Genomic DNA, 22,075 nt, shown 5'->3' on the forward strand with positions numbered 1-22,075 from the left:
GCTTGCGGGATATCAAAATTTGTGACGACTCCTTGCCTCACTCGATTCCCGGGGAGGCTGCTTAAACCGAAAGGAGACTATTGATGCGACATTATGAAATCGTTTTTCTCGTACATCCTGACCAGAGCGATCAGGTGCCGGCGATGTGCGAGCGTTACCGAGCCGTGATCGACAATGACGGCGGCAAAGTGCACCGCCATGAAGACTGGGGCCGTCGTCAATTGGCTTACCCCATCAACAAAATCCACAAAGCACATTACATCCTGATGAATGTAGAGTGCTCCGCCGACGCCGTTGACGAAATCAAAAATGCCTTTCGTTTTAACGATGCCGTTATCCGCTATATGGTGTTGAACCGTCCGGATGCCGATGTTGCGCCGTCGCCGCTTGCCAAATCCAAGGAAGAAGAGCGCAGTGCAGGTGACGAGGGGCAGAGTAGACGCCGCTCAGCCGACGCTCAGCGCGATTCCGAGGACGTCACTGAAGACGAAATCGCGGATGAAGCAGCGGATAACGAGGAAGTTATGGACGAAGCCGAGGACGAATAATTCGTTCTCGTTGTGACGGGTGATCGAAAAAGCCCTCACTAGGGGTGGACTACCACTCGGTCAATTGAACATCGCAGGAGAGATTAAATCATGTCGCGGAATTTTCGTCGTCGGAAGTATTGCAAGTTTACGGCTGAAGGGATCACCGAGATTGACTACAAAGACCTGGTGACCTTGAAGAGTTACATTACCGAAACAGGCAAGATCGTACCCAGCCGCATTACCGGCACGAGTGCCAAATATCAACGGCAATTGGCCGCGGCTGTCAAACGGGCGCGTTATTTGGCGTTGCTGCCTTACACAGACGGTCACTGAGAACCGGTAGCGGATCAGGGAGGCTGGGGGCCGCAAGGAAAGCCAGTGTGAGCCCGAGTCTCCCTGAGTTTACTGAGCGCGAGAGAACTGGCGTATGAAAACACTGGCCCGGTTCGCGATGCGAGGCCCGCTCAACACCATGAGTGCATGTGTGGCCTTAGGGGTTGGCGCGTGGTTCGTTTTTCCGCTGTTATACCTGAGTGCCGCTTTGATCGGCTTGGTGACGTTGCAACTTGGGTGGCGTAAGGGTCTGCTCGTCGCTGCGGGCTCGATGGTCGGGCTGGGTGGAATCGCCCTGTTGATGTTCGGCAGCCCGCGCCCAGGATTGATGCTAGGTGCAATCGGTTGGGGGCCGGCACTGGTAGTGGCCGCGATTGTTCGCAATCAAGGGGCTCTTCGTCCTGGCTTGGAATGGCTGACCGTCGGCGCTTTGTTGTTGACCGGAAGCTTTTTCTTGCTGTTGAGTGATCCGGCCACATGGTGGGCTGAACAGTTGAGGAGCTACGGTGAACAGTCTGGTTTGCTCACCGCTTGGCGAGATCAGGGAATCGATGCGCAAACTTTGATCGATTCCATCGCGCCGATTATGCCGGGTTCGATCGGTGTTATGTGCGTCGTGGGCCTTGGTCTTAGTATCGTATGCAGTCGTTGGCTCCAGTCGTCGCTGTTCAAGCCCGGGGCTTTCGGTGAGGAATATCGCCAGTTGCGCTTCGTTAAAGGCGCAGTCATTGTCATGATTGGCTTGATCGCATTGGGCGTTTTGGGGTCCCGCATGGCCCTGAATTTCGCAATGGTTATTTCGTCGTTGTATTTGTTCCAGGGTTTGGCGGTCTTGCACGGCTTAGCCGCCATCCTGAAATGGAATAACGCGGTGGTGATTGGGGTCTATGTGGTGATGTTCTTGTTGCCACATTTTGCTCTGTTGGTCGCCGGACTTGGCGCGGCCGACAGTTGGGCCGATTTTCGTGCTCGTTGGTCCAGCCGTTCCTAGTGGCAAGATAAGGTCCGGGCCGGATCGATGAATGAATTCCGTAATGAAGGTTGATTGAGATGGAAATTATTCTGCTGCAGAAAGTTGAGAATCTTGGCGGGCTGGGTGACAAAGTGAAGGTGAGCGCTGGTCATGCACGGAATTTGCTGATTCCCAAGGGGATGGCGGTTCCCGCTACACCCGAGCGTATCAAAGAGTTTGAAGCAAAGCGTGCCGAGTTGGAGAAAATCGCAGCTCAGAATTTGGCGGAAGCGCAGAAGCGCGAGAGTGAACTGGAAGGCCTGGAAATTACTATCACGGCCAAGTCGGCCGGCGCCGGGAAGCTATACGGATCGATCGGTACCGTTGACGTTGCTGAAGCGATTGCCCAAAGCGGCCGTACAATAGAGCGACGGGAAGTTCGCCTTCCAGAAGGGCCTATCCGCGAAGCGGGAGAGTATGACGTGATCCTTCATCTGCACACGGATGTCGATGTGCCCATCAAAGTGATCGTAGTTGCGGAAGAATAGGATCGTTGAAGTCCGCTATCGCTACCGGGGTCGCGCCATACGCCCGGTCGGCTGAGCGAAAGTCGGTATGAGCATACCGTCTGACGAGTTCGCTGCCGCGCGTATTCCGCCTCACTCTCGCGAGGCGGAGCAGGCAGTCTTGGGCGGACTGCTGATCGACAGTGCCCGCTGGGACGAAGTGGGCGACATACTCGGCGAAGGCGACTTTTATTTTAACGAGCATGGCCTGATCTTCCGTGCGTTGGCGGAACTGGCGGCGAAGCACGAGCCGATCGACGTTATCACGGTATCGGATCACCTGAAGGCGACCAACCAGCTTGAAAGTGTTGGCGGGTTGGCCTACTTGGGGATGCTCGCGAAAGATACGCCCAGTGCCGCGAATATCAAGGCCTATGGCCAGATCGTCCGAACCCGGTCCGTTCTTCGCATGATGATTCGCGTTGGCACGGATATCTGCGAAAGCGCTTACGACTCCAAAGGACGGGATATCGTTCAGCTGGTGGACGAGGCCGAGCGATGGGTGTTTGGTATCGCCGAAACGGGTATGCGGAGTCATCAAGGCTTCGTGTCCGTCAATGCACTTTTGGGTAAGGCCATCGACCGGATTGAGGAGCTCTTTCAATCCGATAGCCCGATCACGGGTCTAGCCTCCGGTCTGCATGAATTTGATGAAATGACCGCCGGTTTACAGCCCGGTGATCTCGTTATCGTCGCTGGACGCCCGTCGATGGGAAAGACCAGTTTTGCGATGAATATCGCTGAACATGCGGCGATTCGCGACAAAGTTCCCACCGCCATCTTCAGTATGGAAATGCCGGGCGAGCAACTGGCCATGCGTATGATCTCCTCCTTGGGCCGGATCGATCAGAGCAAACTCCGGACCGGTCGATTGAGTGACAGTGATTGGCCCAGAATCACCTCGGCTACGGCTTTGATGGCTGACGCGCCATTGTTTATTGATGATTCGCCAGCGTTGTCTCCCGCGGAAGTTCGCGCCCGGGCGCGGCGGCTTAAACGTGAGCATGGTCTGGGATTGATCGTTATCGATTATCTGCAGTTGATGCAAATTGGCAGCGCGTCGGAGAACCGTGCCACAGAGATCGCGGAAATATCACGGAACTTGAAGGCCTTGGCCAAAGAGCTTCACGTACCGGTCATCGCGCTATCACAGCTGAACCGCAACCTAGAGCAACGCCCCAACAAACGACCCGTCATGTCGGATCTCCGGGAGTCGGGAGGTATCGAACAGGATGCGGACGTGATTACCTTCATCTATCGCGACGAGGTCTATAACCCCGATAGCCCTGACAAAGGCACCGCGGAGATAATTATCGCCAAGCAGCGAAATGGCCCTACAGGCACGGCCCGGTTAACCTTCCTGGGCCAATACACGCGTTTCGAGAACTTCTTGCCCGAATCTTCCAATGAGGCCTTTGCGTGATCGGAGCCCCTTGGGCGACGATCGATTTGGCCGCCCTCCGCAACAACGTGGCGGTGGTTCGTCGTCACGCACCTGACGCCCACATCATGGCCGTGGTTAAAGCGAATGCCTACGGCCATGGGGTTTCTGATGTCGTGGCCGCACTCACCGATGTCGATGCGCTGGCTGTCGCCCGTATCGACGAGGCCTTGGCGCTGCGCCAGCGTGGCGCAGAACAACCGATCGTCATACTGGAGGGGGTTTTTACCACCGATGACGTGGCATTGGCCCACAAGAATCAACTGGATCTGGTGATTCACGGCCGTGAGCAACTAGCGCTTCTGGCAGACGCGCATCCAACCGTACCGCCACGTCTGTGGATCAAAGTCGATACCGGCATGCACCGCTTGGGTTTCAATGCGGGAGAGGTTTGCGAGGCGGTACGCCGGGTACGGCAAATTTCAGGTACGGGCACCGTCGTGGGTTTGATGTCCCACTTGGCGGATGCCGAAGCGCCCGATTCTGCTGACACGATTCGTCAGATTTCTGATTTTCGCGAGCTGACTCGCAGCCACGACGGTCCGGCAAGTCTCGCAAATTCGGCCGGTGTGTTGTGTTGGCCGGACGCTCGTTTCGATTGGGTTCGCCCCGGCATCATGTTATACGGCGCGTCTCCCCGTGGTCCCGACCATGCGGACAAGTTGGGTTTGCAACCGGTGATGCGGTTCCAGACCACCTTGGTTGCAACCCGGGAAATATCTCGTGGAGAAGGCGTTGGATATGGTTTCTCCTGGCGAGCGTATCGCCGCACCCGAATTGGTGTGGCAGCCGCCGGCTACGCAGATGGTTATCCGCGCCACGTTCCTTCGGGCACCCCGGTTTTGGTTGGTGACCGTCACGTTCCGATCGTTGGGCGAGTATCGATGGATTTAATGACCGTGGATCTCGGACCTGATGGTCCCGAAAAACTCGGAGATGTGGTCACGCTGTGGGGCGATGAAGCACTTCGGGTTGAGACCATAGCTGACCATGCCGGGACCATCAGCTACGAACTATTGTCTCGTGTGACCCAACGGGTGAAGTTGATTCCCGTTGGTGGGGACTGAGTTAATCGTAACCGAAGGGTTTTCCCGCTGTTCTGTTACGAGGCGGGAAAACCCTAGTTTCTAGCGTCGGCTCTTAGGTGACTGCGCCCCGGCTGGCGCTCGAGACCAATTTGGCGTACTTGGCCAAGACACCTTTCTTCGGCGTATTGCCGGGCGGCTCCCAGGCTTGTCTTCGCTTCTCAAGTTCGATGTCCGGTACGTGCAATTGCAGGATTTGTTCGTCGGCGTCAATCGAAATCGTATCGCCTTCTTCCACCAAGGCGATTGCGCCCCCAACGGCCGCTTCCGGCGCGACGTGTCCGACTACCATTCCGTAGGTTCCACCGGAGAATCGTCCGTCGGTGATCAGGCCGACTTTGTCGCCCAGGCCGGCGCCGATAATGGCCGAAGTGGGGGAGAGCATCTCCCGCATACCGGGTCCACCTTTGGGCCCCTCATAGCGAATTACCACGATGTCCCCGGCGCGGATTTTGTTGTCCAGGATGGCCTGCATGGCCATCTCTTCAGAATCGAAGACGCGAGCCGGACCCTGAATTTTGCGTTGTTTGATACCGGACACTTTGGCGACAGCACCTTCTTCGGCCAGGTTGCCCTTGAGGATGGCCAGATGGCCTTCCGGGTAGACCGGATCATGCCAAGGGCGGATAACCGATTGCGACGGGTCGGGCTCAGCGGATACACCCTCAAGCAAGTCCTCGATTTTCAAGCCCGTCACGCTCAATGCGTCGCCATGAAGTAAGCCGTGATCCAGCAGCATTCTCATGATTTGTGGGACCCCTCCCGCACGATGGAAGTCCACCGTGACATAGCGACCCGATGGCTTCAGATCGCACAGGACCGGTACCTTGCGACGGATTGTCTCAAAGTCGTCGATACTCAGTGGAACCTCGGCGGCCTCGGCGATGGCCAACAGATGCAATACGGCATTCGTAGATCCCCCGATTGCCATGACCACCGCGATTGCGTTTTCGAACGCTTTGCGCGTCAGGATGTCGCGAGGGCGAATACCTTTCGCTACCGCTTCAGCCAGTACACGGGCGGATTCGGCTGTACTGATTACTTTTTCTTCGTCTTCAGCAGCCATGGTGGATGACCTGGGCAAGCTCATACCCATGGCTTCGAAAGCCGATGACATGGTATTGGCGGTATACATGCCGCCACAGGATCCCGCGCCCGGACAAGCGCGCCGTTCGACTTGCAGTAACTCTTCTTCGTCGATTTTGTGGGCCGTGTAGGCCCCAACGGCTTCGAAGGCACTCACGATGGTGAGATCCTGGCCCTTATAGTGCCCGGGTTTGATGGTCCCGCCGTAGACGAACACCGCCGGAATGTTAAGCCGCGCGATCGCGATCATGGCGCCCGGCATGTTTTTGTCACAGCCGCCGATGGCCAATACACCGTCCATGCTTTGACCGTTGCATACGGTTTCAATTGAGTCGGCAATCACTTCCCGCGACACGAGAGAATATCGCATGCCTGGCGTACCCATCGAAATGCCGTCGCTGATGGTAATGGTGCCGAATATTTGCGGCATGGCGCCGGCATCTCGTAATGCCTTTTCGGAACTTTCGGCCAGTGCGTTTAGACCAACATTGCATGGAGTGATGGTGCTGAAACCGTTGGCGATGCCGATAATAGGTTTAGAGAAGTCCTCATCCTGAAATCCCACGGCCCGAAGCATGGCCCGATTGGGGGAGCGCTGCGGACCCTCAGTGATAACGCGACTTCTTTCGTTGGATGACATGTAGAGACCTCGATTTTTTTGTCGGGGCAGTTTTCAGCGAACGAACGATTGTACCGAAACTTTCCGTTCAGATGCCACGGTCCGCCATCGTAACCTTTGACCGAAATCGTGCTTAATACGCGAATCGATAAAAAACAGTTGTTTACAATTCGTTGTTAAGTAGAATGTTTAAGTATGGATCGATTGAATCTCTAGATAAAAATGACCTCGTTGATACGGCGACTTTACGATTGGTGTTCTACTCGCGCGTTTGCGGGTTTCGCTATGCAACCAGGGAAAACGCGTTTCGCACTACCGCTCGCTGTATTGATCCTATTATCTCCAAGTTCCGTCGCCGCAACACAGACTGACGATTCCAGGGAGTGGCGGGGGGCGACTGACGCGCAATGGATGTTTTCGCCGCTGCCTTCGGGCGCCCCCTGCCGGCCTCTGGGGGCGTTCCCCGCTCGGTTTTCAATGGCGCTTGTGGAGGATGCCCACGGCAACGGGAGTTCGTTGTGTCTCCGACCTCAGCGCGATTTCGGTTCTGCCTCGACACACCACCAAATAGTGCCTGCAGCAGAACTGAACGTCATGGACAGGGTCGGCGCTTTGCCAGGCGATTTGAATTTAGCCCGTAATGTACTCAGGCCGTTCGAAGATCGCAGAAGCGAGGTGGAATTGCTCTCCTTAGTCCATTTGCCAGATCTGGAATTGACGCCCGCCAGGGGGCTTCGTTCCTATATGAGTGCGGCCATTGCTTACTTGCACACTATTGACGTGAGGAAGGCGCTCGCAACGCCGGAGCGCTATCGCGGTCAGCGTGAATCGGAATGGGCCATGGACACTCTGAAAGATCAAAGGTTGCTTGGGTTTATGGGTAACGCTGGTGTCGAGTTGTCCGTCAATCGTCGGTGGGCTTTTCAGCTTGATGTGATGTATTTGAATGTTGACATTGGTCCGAATTTGTTGGAAGTGGCGGAGAGGGCAACGAATCTCGCGGTGGGTGTGCAAGATTTTCTAAAGGACGGCGACGAGTCCTGGGTGTATTCGATTCGCTTCGGTCGCCGATTCTGATCTTTTTGCTCATTGCGCCCACTCGGTTGCCAACGGACAGGCGTGAGCGCGAAGCTGTCGTGAGTCCAATAGTTTATAGTTTCAGCTAACAAAAACGTATGGTTGCTCTTGGAGCGGTCTATTTTTATTCAATAACACTCATTTCGCCCCCGGATTAGCCGATAAACCGAGCGCCGTATGAGCGGGTTGCTTGTCGGCGTTGCGAACAGCTGCTGGTGAATTGGACGAAATGGTTTTTGTGATCCCTGATGTGATGAAAAAACTGATGAGGTTAGAAATGCTTGGTGCAAAACTAGGGTTTTCCAAATGGCGTTTGCCGGCAATGTGCGTTGCGTTGACGTTTTTTATAGCTATTCCCGTCGCTGCGGAGGAGGGTAAGCTCGAATCGACGTGGCGTTCCTGGACTGGTGAGGCACTGAACTGTCTGCACTGCAATGGTTGGTATGTGGAATTTGGCGTGACCCGTTTTGTCCCCAATGTTGACAGCACCGAGCTGACCTTCGTGGAAGACAGTACGGCGCCGATCGTGGGTACCGTGCTTCCGGCGGGGCCGTTCGCGGGGTCTGCTGTTGACTTGGCGGCGTCGAACATCGCCACCATTAATCTGGGTTATATGTTCACGGAGCACTTTGGAATTGAATCCATTCTCGGTATTCCCGCGCTGAAGTTCGACTTCATCCCCGAGGGAACGTTAACAACCGATCCCTTAGTCAAGGTTGCCATTCCACCCGTTGCCGATGTTCAGGTTGGCCCTTTCACTAGTAAGATTGGAGAAGTCAAAGCCCTGCCGATCACGCTGAAAGGCGTTTACTACCCATTTCCGACCAGTCGGGTCCGTCCTTATGCCGGGCTGGGTTTGAGCTACACCATTACCTACGATGAAAAGATTACCAATCCGGGATTGTGGACGAACCCCAACGATCCGAGTACGGCGCCCACATTAGAAACCAGCGATGAGCTTGGCTACGTATTCAACGCCGGTATCGACATCGACGTGAGTCCCAAGTGGTACGTGGTATTCGATGTGTCGTACGTCAAACTGTCCTTCGACAATACGATCAGCGACACGATTGTTGATGGTGGTATCGTCGGCGTCCTGCCCGGATCGGATTCCACCATCGAGGTGGATGCGGATCCTTGGGTCTATACGGTGGGTCTAGGCCGCGTGTTCTGACCCGCGAGCTGCTAAGCTTTTAGTTGTTGGTTGTTCTGGCGATTCGACGACCAACCGATTGAATTAAAAAAGTCCCCGCCGAAACGGGGGCTTTTTTATGGGATGCCCCGGTGGAAATTTTGGGATTTGGCGTGCTTGGGGTTTTCGTACGGACAGGCGTCGCCAAATGGTCGATAGATTTAGTGAGTTAGGTTGGCCCGGCGAAGTCGGAACGATGGTTTTCTAAGGCGCTTTTCGAGCGTGGAACGATTGGCTAACGGCGCTAGGAGTTGGGCGTAACGTAGATGTCGAAGCGGATTTGCCGGCCCTTGAGTTGACTCGACGGTATGCCGCCCGAGAGGATGGGGGCTTTGAGTGGGCGTTTGACCACCGTTCTTTTGGTCGCTTTGGCGCGGGCGATTTGTAGCAGTTGAGAGGCGTCGTGCTCGTTCGGCGCACTTAACATGCGCAAGTACTGCATGTCCTTGCGAGGGAGGCTTCTTTTATCGACGGAAGGATACATCGGATCGATGTAAATGACGTCAGGTCGCTCCGCATCACTCAGCTCTGTAATCCAGCGTTCTGAGTCGGACGGGACAGTGCGTAGCCGATTGGCCAGAACTGAGAGATCGGGATTTTGCCTCGCTCGTTCGACGGCATCATCCAACATCGCGGACACGATGGGGGATTTCTCAATCAATGTAACGTGGCATCCCAGTTGGGCCATGACGATAGCGTCACGTCCCCAGCCGGCGGTCGCATCGATCACCTGGATAGGACCGGTCTGGCCGCGGGGGAGCACGGCACGGGCAAGGATTTCAGAGCGCAGCGATGCTTGTGCACGACGGTATTTTGCGGCGGAATTTGCGAAGTCTATCGTGAAAGAACCGAGTTTGCCGGAAGGGTCCTGCAGCTGGAGAGGGCCGGCGTCTACCACCAGTATGAGCTCGTAAGCGTCGGCTGCATCCTGTGTAATCACCGGTAGTCCTAACGCGGAGGACAACCGCTGCGCGGCCGCAGACTGATCGGGATTGGATTGGACAATCCCGATGTTTCGGGGGTGATGATTATCTCCGGAATTCATGTGCTTATATTACCAGCGTCGATCGGGTATCGTCTGGTTGGGCTGTCATGTAGACTTAATCTAACGGTCGGGCTAGAACTGCGTTGAATGAATCCGCATAGGTAGAGGTACCCATGGAGAGAGCGATCTTGCAGAAACACCAATCTGTTCCTGGTGTCGTATGGTCGTACCCGATCGGGCCTGAGCTGTATCTTCGCGGGCGCGAGTACATCCGTGGCCACGAGTCACTGATTCATTTCGTGCATGGCAATGGCTTTTGCGGCATGACTTACTGGCCGGTGTTTCGGCAGCTGAGCGAGTTCTTCGACATTTGTTTTCACGACACGCAGGGACATGGCGACAGCGACGATGGTGATCGTTTCCCAGGCTGGAATTTGACCGCGGAGCGCATGGCCCAAGTTGTTCACTACCGTCGACGTGGCTGGGGCAATAGGCGTATCGTGGGCTGCGGGCATAGTTTTGGTGGGGTGTTGACCTTACTGGCGGCTGCCCGATATCCCGGTATGTTCGATGCCGTTATCCTGCTTGATCCGGTGTTATTCCCGCGCTCCGCTGGCGGCTTGGTGGCCTTTTCCTACTACTCGGGTTTGAGCCATATCAGTCCATTGGCATTGCAAGCCAGGAAGCGGACGCGGTATTGGCCCGATGCAGCTCATGCCTGGGACTATTTTTATCAGCGCGGTATTTTTAAAGGCTGGTCCGATGGTGCCTTGCAGTGCTATCTGGAATACGCGTTGCACCACCACGAAGACGGCAGTGTAACCCTGAAATGTCCCCCATGGATGGAAGCGCAGATATTCGCGGGCTTTCCTCGGGGGTTATGGAACGCTGTCAAGGATGTTTCTTGTCCCGTTCACATTTTCTACGGTCGACGGACGTATCCTTTCATTCCGCCCAGTGTTCGCACAGCGGCACGAGTTAACGATATGGTTTCGTACGCGGAAGTGTCTGGAGGCCATTGTTTTATGCAGGAAGAACCTGGGCCCACAGCGGAACGGATGCTGACCTGGCTGCAAAAGCAAGGCTTCTAACCCTGCTTTTTGCGGTCAACGGGATGAGGGACAGACCAGTCTGTGACCTTCGGCCCCGTCGCCCAAATAAGAAGCGGTATCGACATCCACACAGCGATGCCGGCCAATAAAAACAAGTTTTCTAAAGCGATGACCTGAGTCAGATAGCCGAGCGTGACCTGAGAAATAATCATGCCCAGATTGAACCCACCGACAAAAATTGACATTCCCCGTCCATGCTCACCGGTGTTGAGCCGGTTAATCAAGAGGGCATTCATGGTCGGGTAGGACAAGGAGTGCCCCAACCCCATCAAAATCCCGCAGGCGATAAAAAGCGGTATCGCATGAACCCAATACAGCAAGCCGACACCAGTTCCCATGGCGATAACGGATGGAATCAGCACCAAGCGCTTGTTTGGCAGATCCGGCACGTGTGAGAAGAACGCGCGGATGAGAATCGAGGTTACAGAGTAGGCAATAAACAGGGCGCTGACCAGTTGGATGCCGCGGTTGAGAGCATGCGGCTGAGAGAAAACCATTATGGTGCCGAAGCCGAATCCCAACAGCAGCGTCGGCAACACCAGCAGATTAATCCCAGGGTCTTTGAGAATTCCACCGATACCACGGGTACTTCCAACTGGGTGGGCGATGTTTTTCTTTGACGGTCTATCCAGGCGACTCGCAAATGCCCATGCGCCTAAACAATAGGCGAAGGCCATCAGAAAAACCATATTGTAGGACCAAGTGTGAGCGACCCATTCGGCGATACTGGGAGACAGTCCGTGGGTGACGAGTGTGGAAATTCCAAACAGTCCCAGGGCGCTGCCTCGCCGATGTGGTTCGACCAAATCGACAACTAAGGTCGATGAACAAACGAACCAGAAAGAAAATGCCAAACCTTGAAGTCCGCGAAGCAGCAAGATTAATCCGCCCACGCGGTCGACAGCCAAAAAACCAAGGCATGTAAGACCTAAAATGGTGGCGCCCAACAACAGAAACGGACGCCGACCTAAGCGATCGGATAAGTTACCCACAAATGGCAGGGATGCGATGGCCAGGCCGCCATACGAGGCCATAACCCATCCGACTTGGGCTTCCGTCGCGCCCAGTTCGGTCACCATGTACTTCGGCAGCAGGAAAAACGTCGTAAATCCCATGAAAAAACTGACATTGGCGACCAGAAGGGTGGGGAATCCCGGAATCGCAAGCACCGAGGAAGCGCCAAGGGCTGACGTGTTGGGCTCGGTCGACGTCGACATGGTGGGGTAAAGTCTCTGGGGGGCAGAAGGTGTACTGACCAGCGAAAATAGGCGACAGTTTACCAGAGATATTTTGTCAACGCTGAAGGTCGCGAGCCGGGTGAAGGGTATTTCATCACCCGTTCCGAGCCAATGTACCCACGGAGGAGAGGCCGTTCATGGATTTCGAACAGCTTATACAACAACGATATAGCGTACGTGCTTTCTTGTCTGATCCGGTTCCTGAGCCGGTGATCCGCGACATTCTTCGGGCCGCCCAGCGGACACCGTCTTGGTGTAATACGCAGCCTTGGCTGCCCGTTGTGACCCTCACTCCGTCAGCCACTGATCGATTTCGTGAGACCTTGTGGGATCACGTTCAATCCGGTGGAATGCCACGGCCGGACTACCCGTTTCCAGGGAAGTATCAAGGGGCTTGCGCTGAACGACGGAAACAGTGCGGAGCGGCGCTGTATGGGGCGTTAGGTATTCCGAGGGAAGACAAACGAGGTGCCATGGCTCAGACACTGAAAAACTTTCGGTTGTTCGAAGCGCCGCACATGATGATGGTGTTTTGCCATGAGAGTTTGGGGTTTTACGGGGGCGTGGATTGCGGTTTGTTCATCCACGGCTTTATGTTGGCGGCGTTAAATCGCGGGGTGGGCACTGTGGCTCAGGCGGCGCTGGCGACCTATCCAGATTTTGTTCGCGAATATTTCGGGATTGATCCGGCTTACCGTTTGCTGTTTGGGTGTTCGTTCGGTTTTGCCGACGAGAATGATCCGGTGAACCAGTATCGAACCGACCGTGCCCATATCGACGAGACGGTTCGCTGGGTTCGAGCCTGAGTCTTCTCGGAAGCGAGAGAGACCAAGTCGGTAACAAAAAGAGGGGGCGGAAAGATGCCGCCCCCTTCAATCAACGCTCGACCCGAAATGTCAGCTGGCTTGGTACATCGTCACAACGCAAGCGCCACCGAGGCCAAGGTTGTGTTGTAGGCCGACCCGGGCGCCTTCGACTTGCCGTTTATCCACCCCACCTCGGAGTTGCCAGCAGATCTCGGCGCATTGCGCAAGCCCCGTGGCACCCAGCGGATGGCCTTTCGACAGCAAACCACCGGAAGGATTGACCACCCATTCGCCACCATAAGTGCAGGCGTCGCTTTCGATCAGCTTCTCCGCCTCACCTTCGGCGCACATGCCCAAAGCCTCGTAGGTGAGCAGCTCGTTCGCAGTGAAACAGTCATGAAGCTCAATCACGTCTACGTCCTCAATACCGATACCGGATTGTTCGTAGACGTGTTGTGCCGCCAGCTTCGACATGTCGTAGCCGATGACTTTGATCATGGAGTTGTCTTCGAAGCTCGAAGGCATGTCCGTCGTCATCGACTGGCCGACAATATAAACCGGCTTGTTCTTGGCGTGCTTCTTCGCAAACTCTTCCGAGCAAACAATGGCAGCGGCAGCCCCGCAAGTCGGCGGGCAACACTGCAGCCGTGTGAGGGGGCCATAGTAGTGAGGCGATTCCATCACTTCTTCGACTGACAATTCATCGTGGAAGATGGAGCGCGGGTTATGGATGGCATGCTTACGGTTCTTAACCGCGATCTTCGCGAACGATTCCGTTTTTGTGCCGTATTTTTCTTGATGCTCTCGACCGGCACCACCAAAAAGCTGTGATGTGGGGGGAGCGCTATTAAACTTCTGCAGTTTGAATACCACGCCCATATGTTTGTCCATCGGATTGAGGCGATCAGTAAAGGTCGCGCCCAGCGCGCCTTTTTGCATCTTCTCAAAACCCATGGCCATCACACACTCGGCGATGCCACCTTCCACAAGCTGTTTTGCCAGCATGAGCGCGGTGGAGCCGGTCGAGCAGTTATTGTTGACGTTATACATCGGAATGCCCGTCAAGCCCAACTCGTACATGGCCCGTTCACCGGAGGTGCTCTCACCATACACGTAGCCGACCACCGCCTGTTCCACATCTTTGTAGCTGATGCCGGCATCTTCCAATGCTTGGGTACCGGCATCTTTGGCCATAAGATGGTAGTCCGGACTGTTGCCCGGCTTTTTGAACTGGGTCATTCCATTACCGATAACACAGACTTTTCGTCCCATTTGTCTCCTCCTGTCGACGATTGTCGATCTATTCGTTTGTCGCTATTGCGACCAACCCCTTATTTCATGAAAGCCATGGTGGATTCTTGGATGTTGCGTACCATCTTGGCATCCGTGAAGTCCGTCACGGTCTTCCAATTGTCACGCAGTTCTTCCACAGATGCCACGCCTCCTTCGGCGTCGCTCTTATAGCCGGGGGTACGAGTCCATCCCAGTTTGAAGAAGCGGCCAGCACCCACTTCGAACAGCGAACCGCTTTCTTTGCATTCTTCGCTGCAAAGCCACGCGACCAACGGAGCAACGGCTTCCGGTCGGAGCTTTTCCAGCAATGCCGGCGGCATAACCGTTTCGGTCATTCGGGAGCGCGCGACAGGGGCGATCACGTTTGTGTTGATGTTGTACTTTTTACCTTCGTGGCCCAAGGTTTGGCCCATGCCGTACAAGCCCAACTTGGCGGCGGAGTAGTTGGCTTGACCGAAGTTGCCGTAAATGCCGGCGGCCGACGCGGTGAGTACGACACGGCCGTAGTTTTGTTCGCGGAACATGGGCCAAGCGGCTTTGGTCATGCAAAATGCACCGCGCAGATGCACTTCCATGATTTTGTCCCAATCGTCGTCGGTCATTTTCGCGAATGATTTGTCGCGCAGGATGCCGGCGTTGTTGATCAGCATATGTACGCTGCCGAAGGCGTCTTTGGCGATTTCCATCGTTTTCTCGGCACCCTCGGTGGTGGATACCGACTCGTAACTGGCAACGGCTTTTCCGCCGGCGTTTACGATTTCTTCGACGACTTTGTCCGCAGCGGATTGGCTGGCGCCTTCACCGCTGAAGCTTCCGCCGAGGTCGTTGACGACCACGTTGGCGCCGCGGGATGCGAAGAGCAGGCAATAAGCGCGGCCGAGCGACCCGCCACCACCGGTGACGACTACCGTTTTACCGTCGTAACGTACTTCAGACATGACATACTCCCTATCGTTAGTGACTGAATATTTAATGAGCGAAATTGTAGCGCTGGGCGATGCGTGATGCCGGCCGCCAGCTTGAGTGGCCTGACCGTGACATCGCACCGACAGGCCGAATGCCAATGCAAATTTTTCTAGGTCAACAAAAAGTGGACGCGTGCGACGGCAATGGGTGTCTGGGCATCACGTTGCCAACAATCGACTTTGACGTGAGCGACACGTTTTCCTTGCCGCGTGATTTCGCAGCGCGCGAAACTTTCCTCCGCCCGGCCGGATCTCAAGTAATCGATGTTGAAATCAATGGTTTTTGGAATATCGAGGGAATCACGTGCCCACATCAGACTCACGATGGCGCTATTTTCCATGAATCCGCCGATGACCCCGCCGTGTAATGCCGGGAGAGCAGGATTGCCGATGTTTTTCTCCAAAAATGGTAGATAAAACAACGGATTGTTATCATCGTCGAGCCGCATGCGCATCCCGAGAAGTTTGGCGTACGGAATTTGATCCATGAGTCCGGCGAAGTCACCGGACTGGCGCGCGTGTTGAATCAGTTCTTCGATGGTCATGCGCGGGTCTTTTGAGCATTACGCGGCAAACTGGAGCTTCGCATGAACGTCGCGAGACTGGTCGCCACCGGGTCTTCTTTGTCGTCCTGGTAAGCGATGGCTCGAACGAAGGCGATTTGGCGCGTTAACTTATAGCACTCGCTGAATGCGAACAGGTCTTTTTCCGGCGTGGCGGGTTTTTGATAGTCGATACGCAGGTCGAGTGTGGCGATCGGTTCCATTCGGGGCAGTGCGGAGAATACGGCCAAGCCGCCACAACTGTCGATCAGTGAGGTCAGGACGCCGCCGTGAATCACGCCGGTTTTCGGATTACCGATCAGTTCCGGTTTATAGGGCACTTTCATCGTGCCGCTGCCCTTTCCGATCTCTATTACTTGCAATCCCAATTCCCGCCCGTGAGGGACGGTATTGAAAAACTGCATAGGGCCCGAAGGCCTGCGATCCTTTTTCTCAGTCAACTGTGTGCTATTCCTTAGCCGACCCGCGTCGGTTTGCCATGGTCTTAGGGTTCCGGCGACCGGTTCTGCCGCCTCGCTCCCATTCCGAGTCGTTGAATCGATCGGCTATCATAGGCGACGTCAACAGGATTGAAAAGGCTAACGAGCCGGACGCACGATTCAGAAGATTCCGAATTCCAGCCCGGCAGCTAGGGTCTGCCCCATCTCCCGGCATTTTGCCAGAGTTTCGTCGGTCAATTCGCCACGGGCGATGACGGGTTCATATACTTCTTTAAAGGGATACCCACGCCCAATACGTTGGATATGGCTCAGTGCGCCCCGTCCATCGTTGCCTGCACTGATGAAGACGCTGTAGGGCAGATTATTAATTTTGCCTTCAACGGGGTAGTAAGTTCGGTCCAGGAAATCCTTGATAGCGCCGGACATGTATCCCATGTTCTCCGGCGTGCCAATCAGCAAGCCGTCGGCCCACAACAGGTCGTCTGGTCCGGCCTCTTTGGCCCAAAGAAAACGAACCTCGACGCCTTCAAATTCACACGCGCCTTCTTTCGCAGAATGGGCCATCGCCTCGGTATTTCCCGTTTGCGAGTGGAACACGATGAGAAGATGTTTCTTGTTCATCCTATCGATGAGTATTCGACCGACTGATTGTTCGCGGTGTTGCCGTCAGCTTGAGAAAATAACATGTTGGCTTTACCAAGGCAGCCAGTTGTTGCCGTCCGCGTCGTAACCGTCGGACGTTCTACTCGCGAGCCCAAGTGTGGGTTTACGCTATCGACTTGATGGCAACTGGTCTTTTAGGGGACTATTCGTCGCAAACCTGTGTCTACGTGGTTTTCGGTTAACGGCCCAAACTCGATCTGTAAGTAGTTCAAAGGAAAGCTTCTTATGTCCCTCGCGACCACCGATCTTTGCGATGCCTATTCTGACCAACTTCAAGTTGTTGAACCGCTGTTCCGCGATTTTGGTGGGAGGGTTCATTTTCACGGTGCGATTGCCACGCTGAAGGTCTTCGAAGACAACAGCCTGGTTAGGAGGGCGTTGGAAACTCCGGGTGAAGAACGGGTTTTGGTGGTGGATGGAGGTGGCTCACTCCGCTGCGCTTTACTTGGGGATCAGCTCGGTGAATTGGCGGTCGAGAATGGGTGGGCGGGCATCGTTGTATATGGCTGTATCCGGGACTCTGATGCCATCGGACAATTAGACCTGGGAGTCAAGGCCATCACCACGCATCCGCTAAAGAGCGTGAAACGCGGCGGTGGACAAGAAAATATTGACGTACGGTTTCTCGGCGTTACCTTTCGTCCAGGAGCTTGGCTGTATGCTGATGCCGATGGCATTGTCGTCAGTGACGGCGCGCTGAGCTAACGCTCCGGGATACAAACGAAGTGCTGTCCGTCTCAAGTGTCGTTGTCGCGGGCTGTCAGGTGAACATCCAGGAGGTGTTCAATTGAGGATTGCATTCGATTGACGGCTTCGGCGCCTTCGCGTACGGCCTCTTTGGCTCGGTGAAACTCCATGAGGCCGATATGCGACAAGCGGGGGGAAATGACGATTTCTGCCGGGTCGCCCGCCATACGGCTGCGCGTGATCCGGTCCTGCATAATGTTAATAGAAGCGGCGGTCACGTCGAACAAGCCGGGGGCTGTCTCCACTTGATCACGTCGGGTTTCTTGTTCCCGGAAAAACGATACCACGTCTTTTACGTTCCAACGCATCACTGAGTTGCGAAGGCCTCGCACGTCATCTTCCTCGGCTTCGTTGGGTTCAGTGGCTTCGGTTGTGTTCTCCGGCTCGTCGCTATCTTCGACAAATCGGCTGCCGATCCGCTCAAACATGTCCCCATTCAGATTGACGGCGATGACAATATCAGCCCCCATCGCGCGACAGACCGATACCGGAACCGGGTTAACCAAGCCGCCATCCACCAACCACCGGCCGTGGAGTTTGGTGGGGGTAAACAGCCCCGGCAGGGAAATGGAAGCCCGAACCGCGTCCAATATGGGGCCTTTGCTTATCCAGACTTCGCGTCCGTTATGGAGATCGGTTGCAACGGCGGTGAATGACGGGTGGAGTTCTTCGATTCGGGCGTTCTCTACCTTTTCTCCAAAGACGTTTAAAACGCGACGCCCCTGAAGTAATCCGCCGCCCGTGATGCTGATGTCCAACATGCGGATGACATCTAAGCGTCTTAATCCACTGACCCAGCTTTCAAGTTCATCCATGCGATGGCTGGCGTAGGCAGCTCCGACCAACGCCCCGATAGATGCACCAGCGACCACTTCCGGGATAATGCCTAAACGGTGCAGTGCTTGAAGTACGCCGATATGGGCCCATCCGCGAGCGGATCCGCTGCCGAGTGCGACACCGAATCGGTAGCTTTTGAGCGGGTCGCGCTGGGCCATGAAGAAATCTCCGGTCTATTGACTCCGTGCAACTATTCTACGGCGGCCGAATCCCCGTTTATATGGCTTGCTTCCATCCGTTGGAAAAACTGTGGATCCATCAACTCGATGAAGCGCTTGGCTGCGGGTGTCAGGAACTTGCCTTTGCGAATGACGACTCCGTAGGTCCGCTTGGGGAAATATTTGTCCAGCGCAATCGTGTGTAATTTTTCCCGCCCCGTAAGGCAGATGCTGGTCACGATGGAGATGCCGAAACCCAGCGCGACGTATTTCTTAATGACCTCCCAGCCCCCGGCTTCCAACGTGACTTTGAAATCGAGATTGTGTTGCTGGAATACCATCCTGACGACACGCCACGTGCTCAGATGTCTTGGAGGTAGAATCAATCCGTAGCGACTGATTTCTTCGAGCGTCACTTCGTTGAGCCGAACCAGTGGGTGATCAAGCGATGTGATCAGCATGGGGTCGTAGGAATAGATCGGCCAGTAGGTGATGTCCTCTGGCACGTCCAGCATGGAGCCCACCGCGAAGTCGACTTCGTCCGCACGAAGCATTTCCATTCCATCACGACCGGTAACGTTGTGGAGGTTGAAATGAATCCCCGGATACTGGGTGGCAAAACGGCCGACGATTTCCGGCAATAAATACAAGAGTGTCGATTCACCGGCGGCGATGTTGAGTTGTCCGGATTCCAGGCTGCCCCGCCGGGCGGCGAAATTCTCAGGGAGCGTTTCCAGTCCCTCGACCAGCGGCAGGGCCAGTTCGTAGAGGATCTGGCCTTCCGGTGTGAGTTTGATTTTCGGGCCACGACGTTCGAACAAGACGACTTCCAGTTCCCGTTCGAGTGCTTGGATCTGAAGTGAAACGGAAGGCTGGCTAAGAAACATTCGTTCGGCAGCTTTCGAGATGCTGCCCGTCTGGGCCGCATGACAGAACCCCCGTAACTGCTGTAACCTATTGTGTTTATAGTAATGACGTGATGTTTGGCGGTCCATGGTCGACCCCCTCATTGGCGCACTTCAATGAATTAAGATAATCAATATTAAAGATTGAAGAAATTGACTTGTCAAATGGATCATATCGCGATTAGGATAGGCGCCCGCGTTGGAATAACTGGGGTTTTCAGATTAGGCGTGGCGCGCCTCGTTGTGCTAAGACGAGCGCAGGCGCAGTTAGGGAACCGTCTTGTTCGGTTCGCTCCCGCTGCGATCACCGCATGACCTAACTGGAATATTTTTCAGCGCGATTTTAACAGTGTGGTTATCTTTCAAATGACTCGATCCGCCTGTTTGGGGTTTCGTGTCCGGTGTATTTCTAAACCTGCCACAAGCGGGGCACTTCGGTGGGATATGTTATGGCCGCATCGATTCCGGTTTTATCGACCCCGGAGTCGATGTCAAACTCTCCGAAGATCGCACCAAACAAAAGGCTTGGATGCGTCCACATGGCCATAGCCAGGAAGGGCTCACCACTCTGTTGACCATGGAGTGGTGGGCCCCGCTATTGTCGGCGTGTTTGTCCGCTCCTTCCATGGAGCAATTTAACGTCGTTGTCGAGGCATTCGATACATCATCGTTGAAGACCGATTGATATCGGGCTTGGCGATTGTCGTGTCGAGCTGCTTGCACGTGTGCGGCACAGCGGCCCGGAATCGGTGACTGCCGTTGTGAGAACAGCGAGCAACGAACCGTCCGGGACACAATGGCTAAACCAATATTTGCCCTGAAGTTCGGGAGAAGAGGCGATGAAGCTTGAAGAGCAGGTGAAACAGATTGAGAAAGATTGGGCGGAAAACCCACGTTGGAAGGGCGTTGAGCGGGGATATTCCGCGACTGACGTCGTTCGTTTGCGCGGTTCCGTCCAGCCCGACTACACTTTGGCCCGTCGCGGTGCCGAGAAATTGTGGGCATTGGTAAACGGCGAGGCCAAGAAAGGCTATGTGAACTGTATGGGTGCGCTGACGGGTGGTCAGGCCATGCAACAAGCCAAGGCAGGGATCGAGGCGATCTATCTGTCCGGATGGCAGGTCGCGGCGGACGCCAATACCTCTGAGACCATGTATCCCGACCAGTCTCTGTACGCTTACGATTCGGTTCCCACCGTGGTTCGCCGAATCAATAACACCTTCAAACGCGCCGACGAAATCCAGTGGAAGGCGATCTGCGACGGCAAGATGAAGGAACAGGACGCCACTGATTACTTTCTGCCGATCGTTGCCGATGCGGAAGCCGGCTTTGGCGGTGTTCTGAATGCCTTTGAATTAATGAAAAACATGATCGTCAATGGCGCCTCCGGGGTGCACTTTGAAGATCAATTGGCTGCCGTAAAGAAGTGCGGTCACATGGGCGGTAAAGTTTTGGTGCCTACGCAGGAAGCAGTACAGAAGCTGATCGCGGCCCGGTTGGCTTCCGACGTGCTGGGCGTTCCGACTGTGCTGTTGGCGCGCACGGACGCCAATGCCGCTAATCTGCTGACTTCCGACGTCGACGATTATGACAAACCTTTCTGCACCGGCGAACGGTCTAACGAAGGTTTTTACTACACGAAAGCTGGAATCGATCAAGCCATCGCCCGTGGTCTTGCCTACGCACCGTACGCCGATTTGTTGTGGTGTGAGACGGCAACCCCGGATTTGGAAGAGGCGAAGAAGTTTGCTGAGGCCATTAAAAAGGAATATCCGGATCAGCTGTTGTCCTACAACTGCTCGCCCAGCTTCAACTGGAAGAAAAACCTGGATGATGCCACCATCGCCAAATTCCAGGCGGAGCTATCGGCCATGGGCTACAAGTATCAGTTCATCACCTTAGCTGGTATTCACAACATGTGGTACAACATGTTCGATTTGGCCTATTACTACGCGCGGGGCGAAGGCATGAAGCACTATGTTGAAAAAGTGCAGGAGCCCGAATTCGCTGCTGCCGATCGTGGCTATACCTTCGTGGCGCACCAACAAGAAGTCGGTGCTGGTTACTTCGATGACGTGACCACGGTGATTCAAGGCGGGAAATCTTCCGTAACGGCCTTGACGGGCTCCACCGAAGAAGCGCAATTCTAAGTCACCCGTTGACCGCGTTGAAACAGCGACCCGGAGCCGGATTACCCGCTCCGGGTTTTTTTATGGGTGCAGAGTTTGTTTCGGGTCGATCCAGCCATGCTACTATCGCGCTCGGGCTGACGCTAAATTACGATAAAAATCAGCGTTAGGGATGGGTTTTGACAACGACCTCGTATGAACAAAATCCACGGATGTCGCGTTTTCGGTGAATTGGAGGTTGGTAGGTGGCAGATGAGGTTAGCTCTTTCGAGTGTTCAATGAGCCCAGCATGATCCGGTGAAGGGTAGCACCCATCTTCTTCAGGGGTGCCGGCTGGTAACGCAGGTGGTCAG

General features: G+C 55.0%; 23 protein-coding genes. 13 read left to right on the forward strand and 10 right to left on the reverse strand.

Annotated elements, in window-relative coordinates:
* Positions 1-83 precede the first annotated feature (83 nt).
* From rpsF to alr, 6 genes are all read left to right on the forward strand, one after another.
* Positions 84-548 (forward strand): 30S ribosomal protein S6, encoded by a 465-nt coding sequence (gene rpsF / locus SVU69_06860; protein ID MDY6942721.1) that lies wholly within the window; start codon positions 84-86, stop codon positions 546-548.
* 90 nt (positions 549-638) lie between these two features.
* On the forward strand, positions 639-863 hold the full coding sequence (gene rpsR, locus SVU69_06865) for a 30S ribosomal protein S18 (GenBank protein MDY6942722.1): 225 nt from the start codon (positions 639-641) through the stop codon (positions 861-863).
* Positions 864-957: 94 nt separating this feature from the next.
* Positions 958-1,854: a hypothetical protein gene (locus tag SVU69_06870; GenBank protein MDY6942723.1), complete on the forward strand. Its 897-nt coding sequence runs from the start codon at positions 958-960 to the stop codon at positions 1,852-1,854.
* Between the two features lie 59 nt (positions 1,855-1,913).
* Positions 1,914-2,363, forward strand: coding sequence for a 50S ribosomal protein L9 (gene rplI, locus SVU69_06875; GenBank protein MDY6942724.1), 450 nt, complete (start codon positions 1,914-1,916; stop codon positions 2,361-2,363).
* A 67-nt stretch (positions 2,364-2,430) separates the two neighbouring features.
* Complete coding sequence (gene dnaB / locus SVU69_06880) at positions 2,431-3,804, forward strand: replicative DNA helicase (protein ID MDY6942725.1); 1,374 nt, start codon at positions 2,431-2,433, stop codon at positions 3,802-3,804.
* The gene (gene alr / locus SVU69_06885; protein MDY6942726.1) at positions 3,801-4,889 is read left to right on the forward strand and encodes an alanine racemase; all 1,089 of its coding nucleotides are present in this window, start codon (positions 3,801-3,803) and stop codon (positions 4,887-4,889) included. The genes dnaB and alr overlap by 4 nt, the downstream gene beginning before the upstream one ends.
* 73 nt (positions 4,890-4,962) lie before the next feature.
* On the opposite strand, the gene ilvD is transcribed toward alr, so the two are convergent.
* Positions 4,963-6,633, reverse strand: coding sequence for a dihydroxy-acid dehydratase (gene ilvD, locus SVU69_06890; protein ID MDY6942727.1), 1,671 nt, complete (start codon positions 6,631-6,633; stop codon positions 4,963-4,965).
* A 573-nt stretch (positions 6,634-7,206) separates the two neighbouring features.
* On the opposite strand from ilvD, the gene SVU69_06895 reads away from it, so the two are divergent.
* Both SVU69_06895 and SVU69_06900 read left to right on the forward strand, forming a co-directional pair.
* Complete coding sequence (locus SVU69_06895; GenBank protein MDY6942728.1) at positions 7,207-7,689, forward strand: hypothetical protein; 483 nt, start codon at positions 7,207-7,209, stop codon at positions 7,687-7,689.
* Positions 7,690-7,879: 190 nt separating this feature from the next.
* Positions 7,880-8,863 (forward strand): OmpW family outer membrane protein, encoded by a 984-nt coding sequence (locus SVU69_06900; GenBank protein ID MDY6942729.1) that lies wholly within the window; start codon positions 7,880-7,882, stop codon positions 8,861-8,863.
* 262 nt (positions 8,864-9,125) lie between these two features.
* Here the strand turns inward: SVU69_06900 and SVU69_06905 are convergent, their stop codons facing one another.
* Positions 9,126-9,926 (reverse strand): class I SAM-dependent methyltransferase, encoded by an 801-nt coding sequence (locus SVU69_06905; protein MDY6942730.1) that lies wholly within the window; start codon positions 9,924-9,926, stop codon positions 9,126-9,128.
* Positions 9,927-10,054: 128 nt separating this feature from the next.
* On the opposite strand from SVU69_06905, the gene SVU69_06910 reads away from it, so the two are divergent.
* The gene (locus tag SVU69_06910; GenBank protein ID MDY6942731.1) at positions 10,055-10,957 is read left to right on the forward strand and encodes an alpha/beta hydrolase; all 903 of its coding nucleotides are present in this window, start codon (positions 10,055-10,057) and stop codon (positions 10,955-10,957) included.
* On the opposite strand, the gene SVU69_06915 is transcribed toward SVU69_06910, so the two are convergent.
* Positions 10,954-12,195, reverse strand: coding sequence for an MFS transporter (locus tag SVU69_06915; protein MDY6942732.1), 1,242 nt, complete (start codon positions 12,193-12,195; stop codon positions 10,954-10,956). The two genes, SVU69_06910 and SVU69_06915, sit on opposite strands and share 4 nt — an antisense overlap.
* 158 nt (positions 12,196-12,353) lie before the next feature.
* Here SVU69_06915 and SVU69_06920 point away from each other — a divergent pair, with 158 nt between their 5' ends.
* A complete protein-coding gene (locus SVU69_06920; protein ID MDY6942733.1) occupies positions 12,354-13,022 on the forward strand; it encodes a nitroreductase in 669 nt (222 codons plus the stop codon).
* Between the two features lie 90 nt (positions 13,023-13,112).
* Here SVU69_06920 and SVU69_06925 read toward each other — a convergent pair whose 3' ends face one another.
* From SVU69_06925 to SVU69_06945, 5 genes are all read right to left on the reverse strand, one after another.
* Positions 13,113-14,294 carry a lipid-transfer protein gene (locus SVU69_06925; GenBank protein MDY6942734.1) on the reverse strand — a complete coding sequence of 394 codons (1,182 nt, stop codon included), beginning with the start codon at positions 14,292-14,294 and terminating at the stop codon, positions 13,113-13,115.
* A gap of 59 nt (positions 14,295-14,353) precedes the next feature.
* Positions 14,354-15,253, reverse strand: a complete 900-nt coding sequence (locus tag SVU69_06930; GenBank protein ID MDY6942735.1) for an SDR family oxidoreductase — start codon at positions 15,251-15,253, stop codon at positions 14,354-14,356.
* A gap of 137 nt (positions 15,254-15,390) precedes the next feature.
* Complete coding sequence (locus SVU69_06935) at positions 15,391-15,825, reverse strand: PaaI family thioesterase (GenBank protein MDY6942736.1); 435 nt, start codon at positions 15,823-15,825, stop codon at positions 15,391-15,393.
* On the reverse strand, positions 15,822-16,205 hold the full coding sequence (locus SVU69_06940; protein ID MDY6942737.1) for a PaaI family thioesterase: 384 nt from the start codon (positions 16,203-16,205) through the stop codon (positions 15,822-15,824). The genes SVU69_06935 and SVU69_06940 overlap by 4 nt, the downstream gene beginning before the upstream one ends.
* A gap of 237 nt (positions 16,206-16,442) precedes the next feature.
* Complete coding sequence (locus SVU69_06945; protein MDY6942738.1) at positions 16,443-16,904, reverse strand: flavodoxin family protein; 462 nt, start codon at positions 16,902-16,904, stop codon at positions 16,443-16,445.
* Positions 16,905-17,171: 267 nt separating this feature from the next.
* On the opposite strand from SVU69_06945, the gene rraA reads away from it, so the two are divergent.
* Positions 17,172-17,651, forward strand: coding sequence for a ribonuclease E activity regulator RraA (gene rraA, locus SVU69_06950; GenBank protein ID MDY6942739.1), 480 nt, complete (start codon positions 17,172-17,174; stop codon positions 17,649-17,651).
* Positions 17,652-17,683: 32 nt separating this feature from the next.
* Here rraA and rssA read toward each other — a convergent pair whose 3' ends face one another.
* Positions 17,684-18,688 carry a patatin-like phospholipase RssA gene (gene rssA, locus SVU69_06955; GenBank protein MDY6942740.1) on the reverse strand — a complete coding sequence of 335 codons (1,005 nt, stop codon included), beginning with the start codon at positions 18,686-18,688 and terminating at the stop codon, positions 17,684-17,686.
* Between the two features lie 32 nt (positions 18,689-18,720).
* Positions 18,721-19,683 carry a LysR family transcriptional regulator gene (locus tag SVU69_06960; GenBank protein MDY6942741.1) on the reverse strand — a complete coding sequence of 321 codons (963 nt, stop codon included), beginning with the start codon at positions 19,681-19,683 and terminating at the stop codon, positions 18,721-18,723.
* A 304-nt stretch (positions 19,684-19,987) separates the two neighbouring features.
* Here SVU69_06960 and SVU69_06965 point away from each other — a divergent pair, with 304 nt between their 5' ends.
* Complete coding sequence (locus SVU69_06965; protein MDY6942742.1) at positions 19,988-20,278, forward strand: hypothetical protein; 291 nt, start codon at positions 19,988-19,990, stop codon at positions 20,276-20,278.
* A gap of 154 nt (positions 20,279-20,432) precedes the next feature.
* Positions 20,433-21,743 carry an isocitrate lyase gene (gene aceA, locus SVU69_06970; GenBank protein MDY6942743.1) on the forward strand — a complete coding sequence of 437 codons (1,311 nt, stop codon included), beginning with the start codon at positions 20,433-20,435 and terminating at the stop codon, positions 21,741-21,743.
* Positions 21,744-22,075: the final 332 nt, after the last annotated feature.

Source organism: Pseudomonadota bacterium (assembly GCA_034189865.1).
Taxonomy (GTDB): domain Bacteria; phylum Pseudomonadota; class Gammaproteobacteria; order UBA5335; family UBA5335; genus JAXHTV01.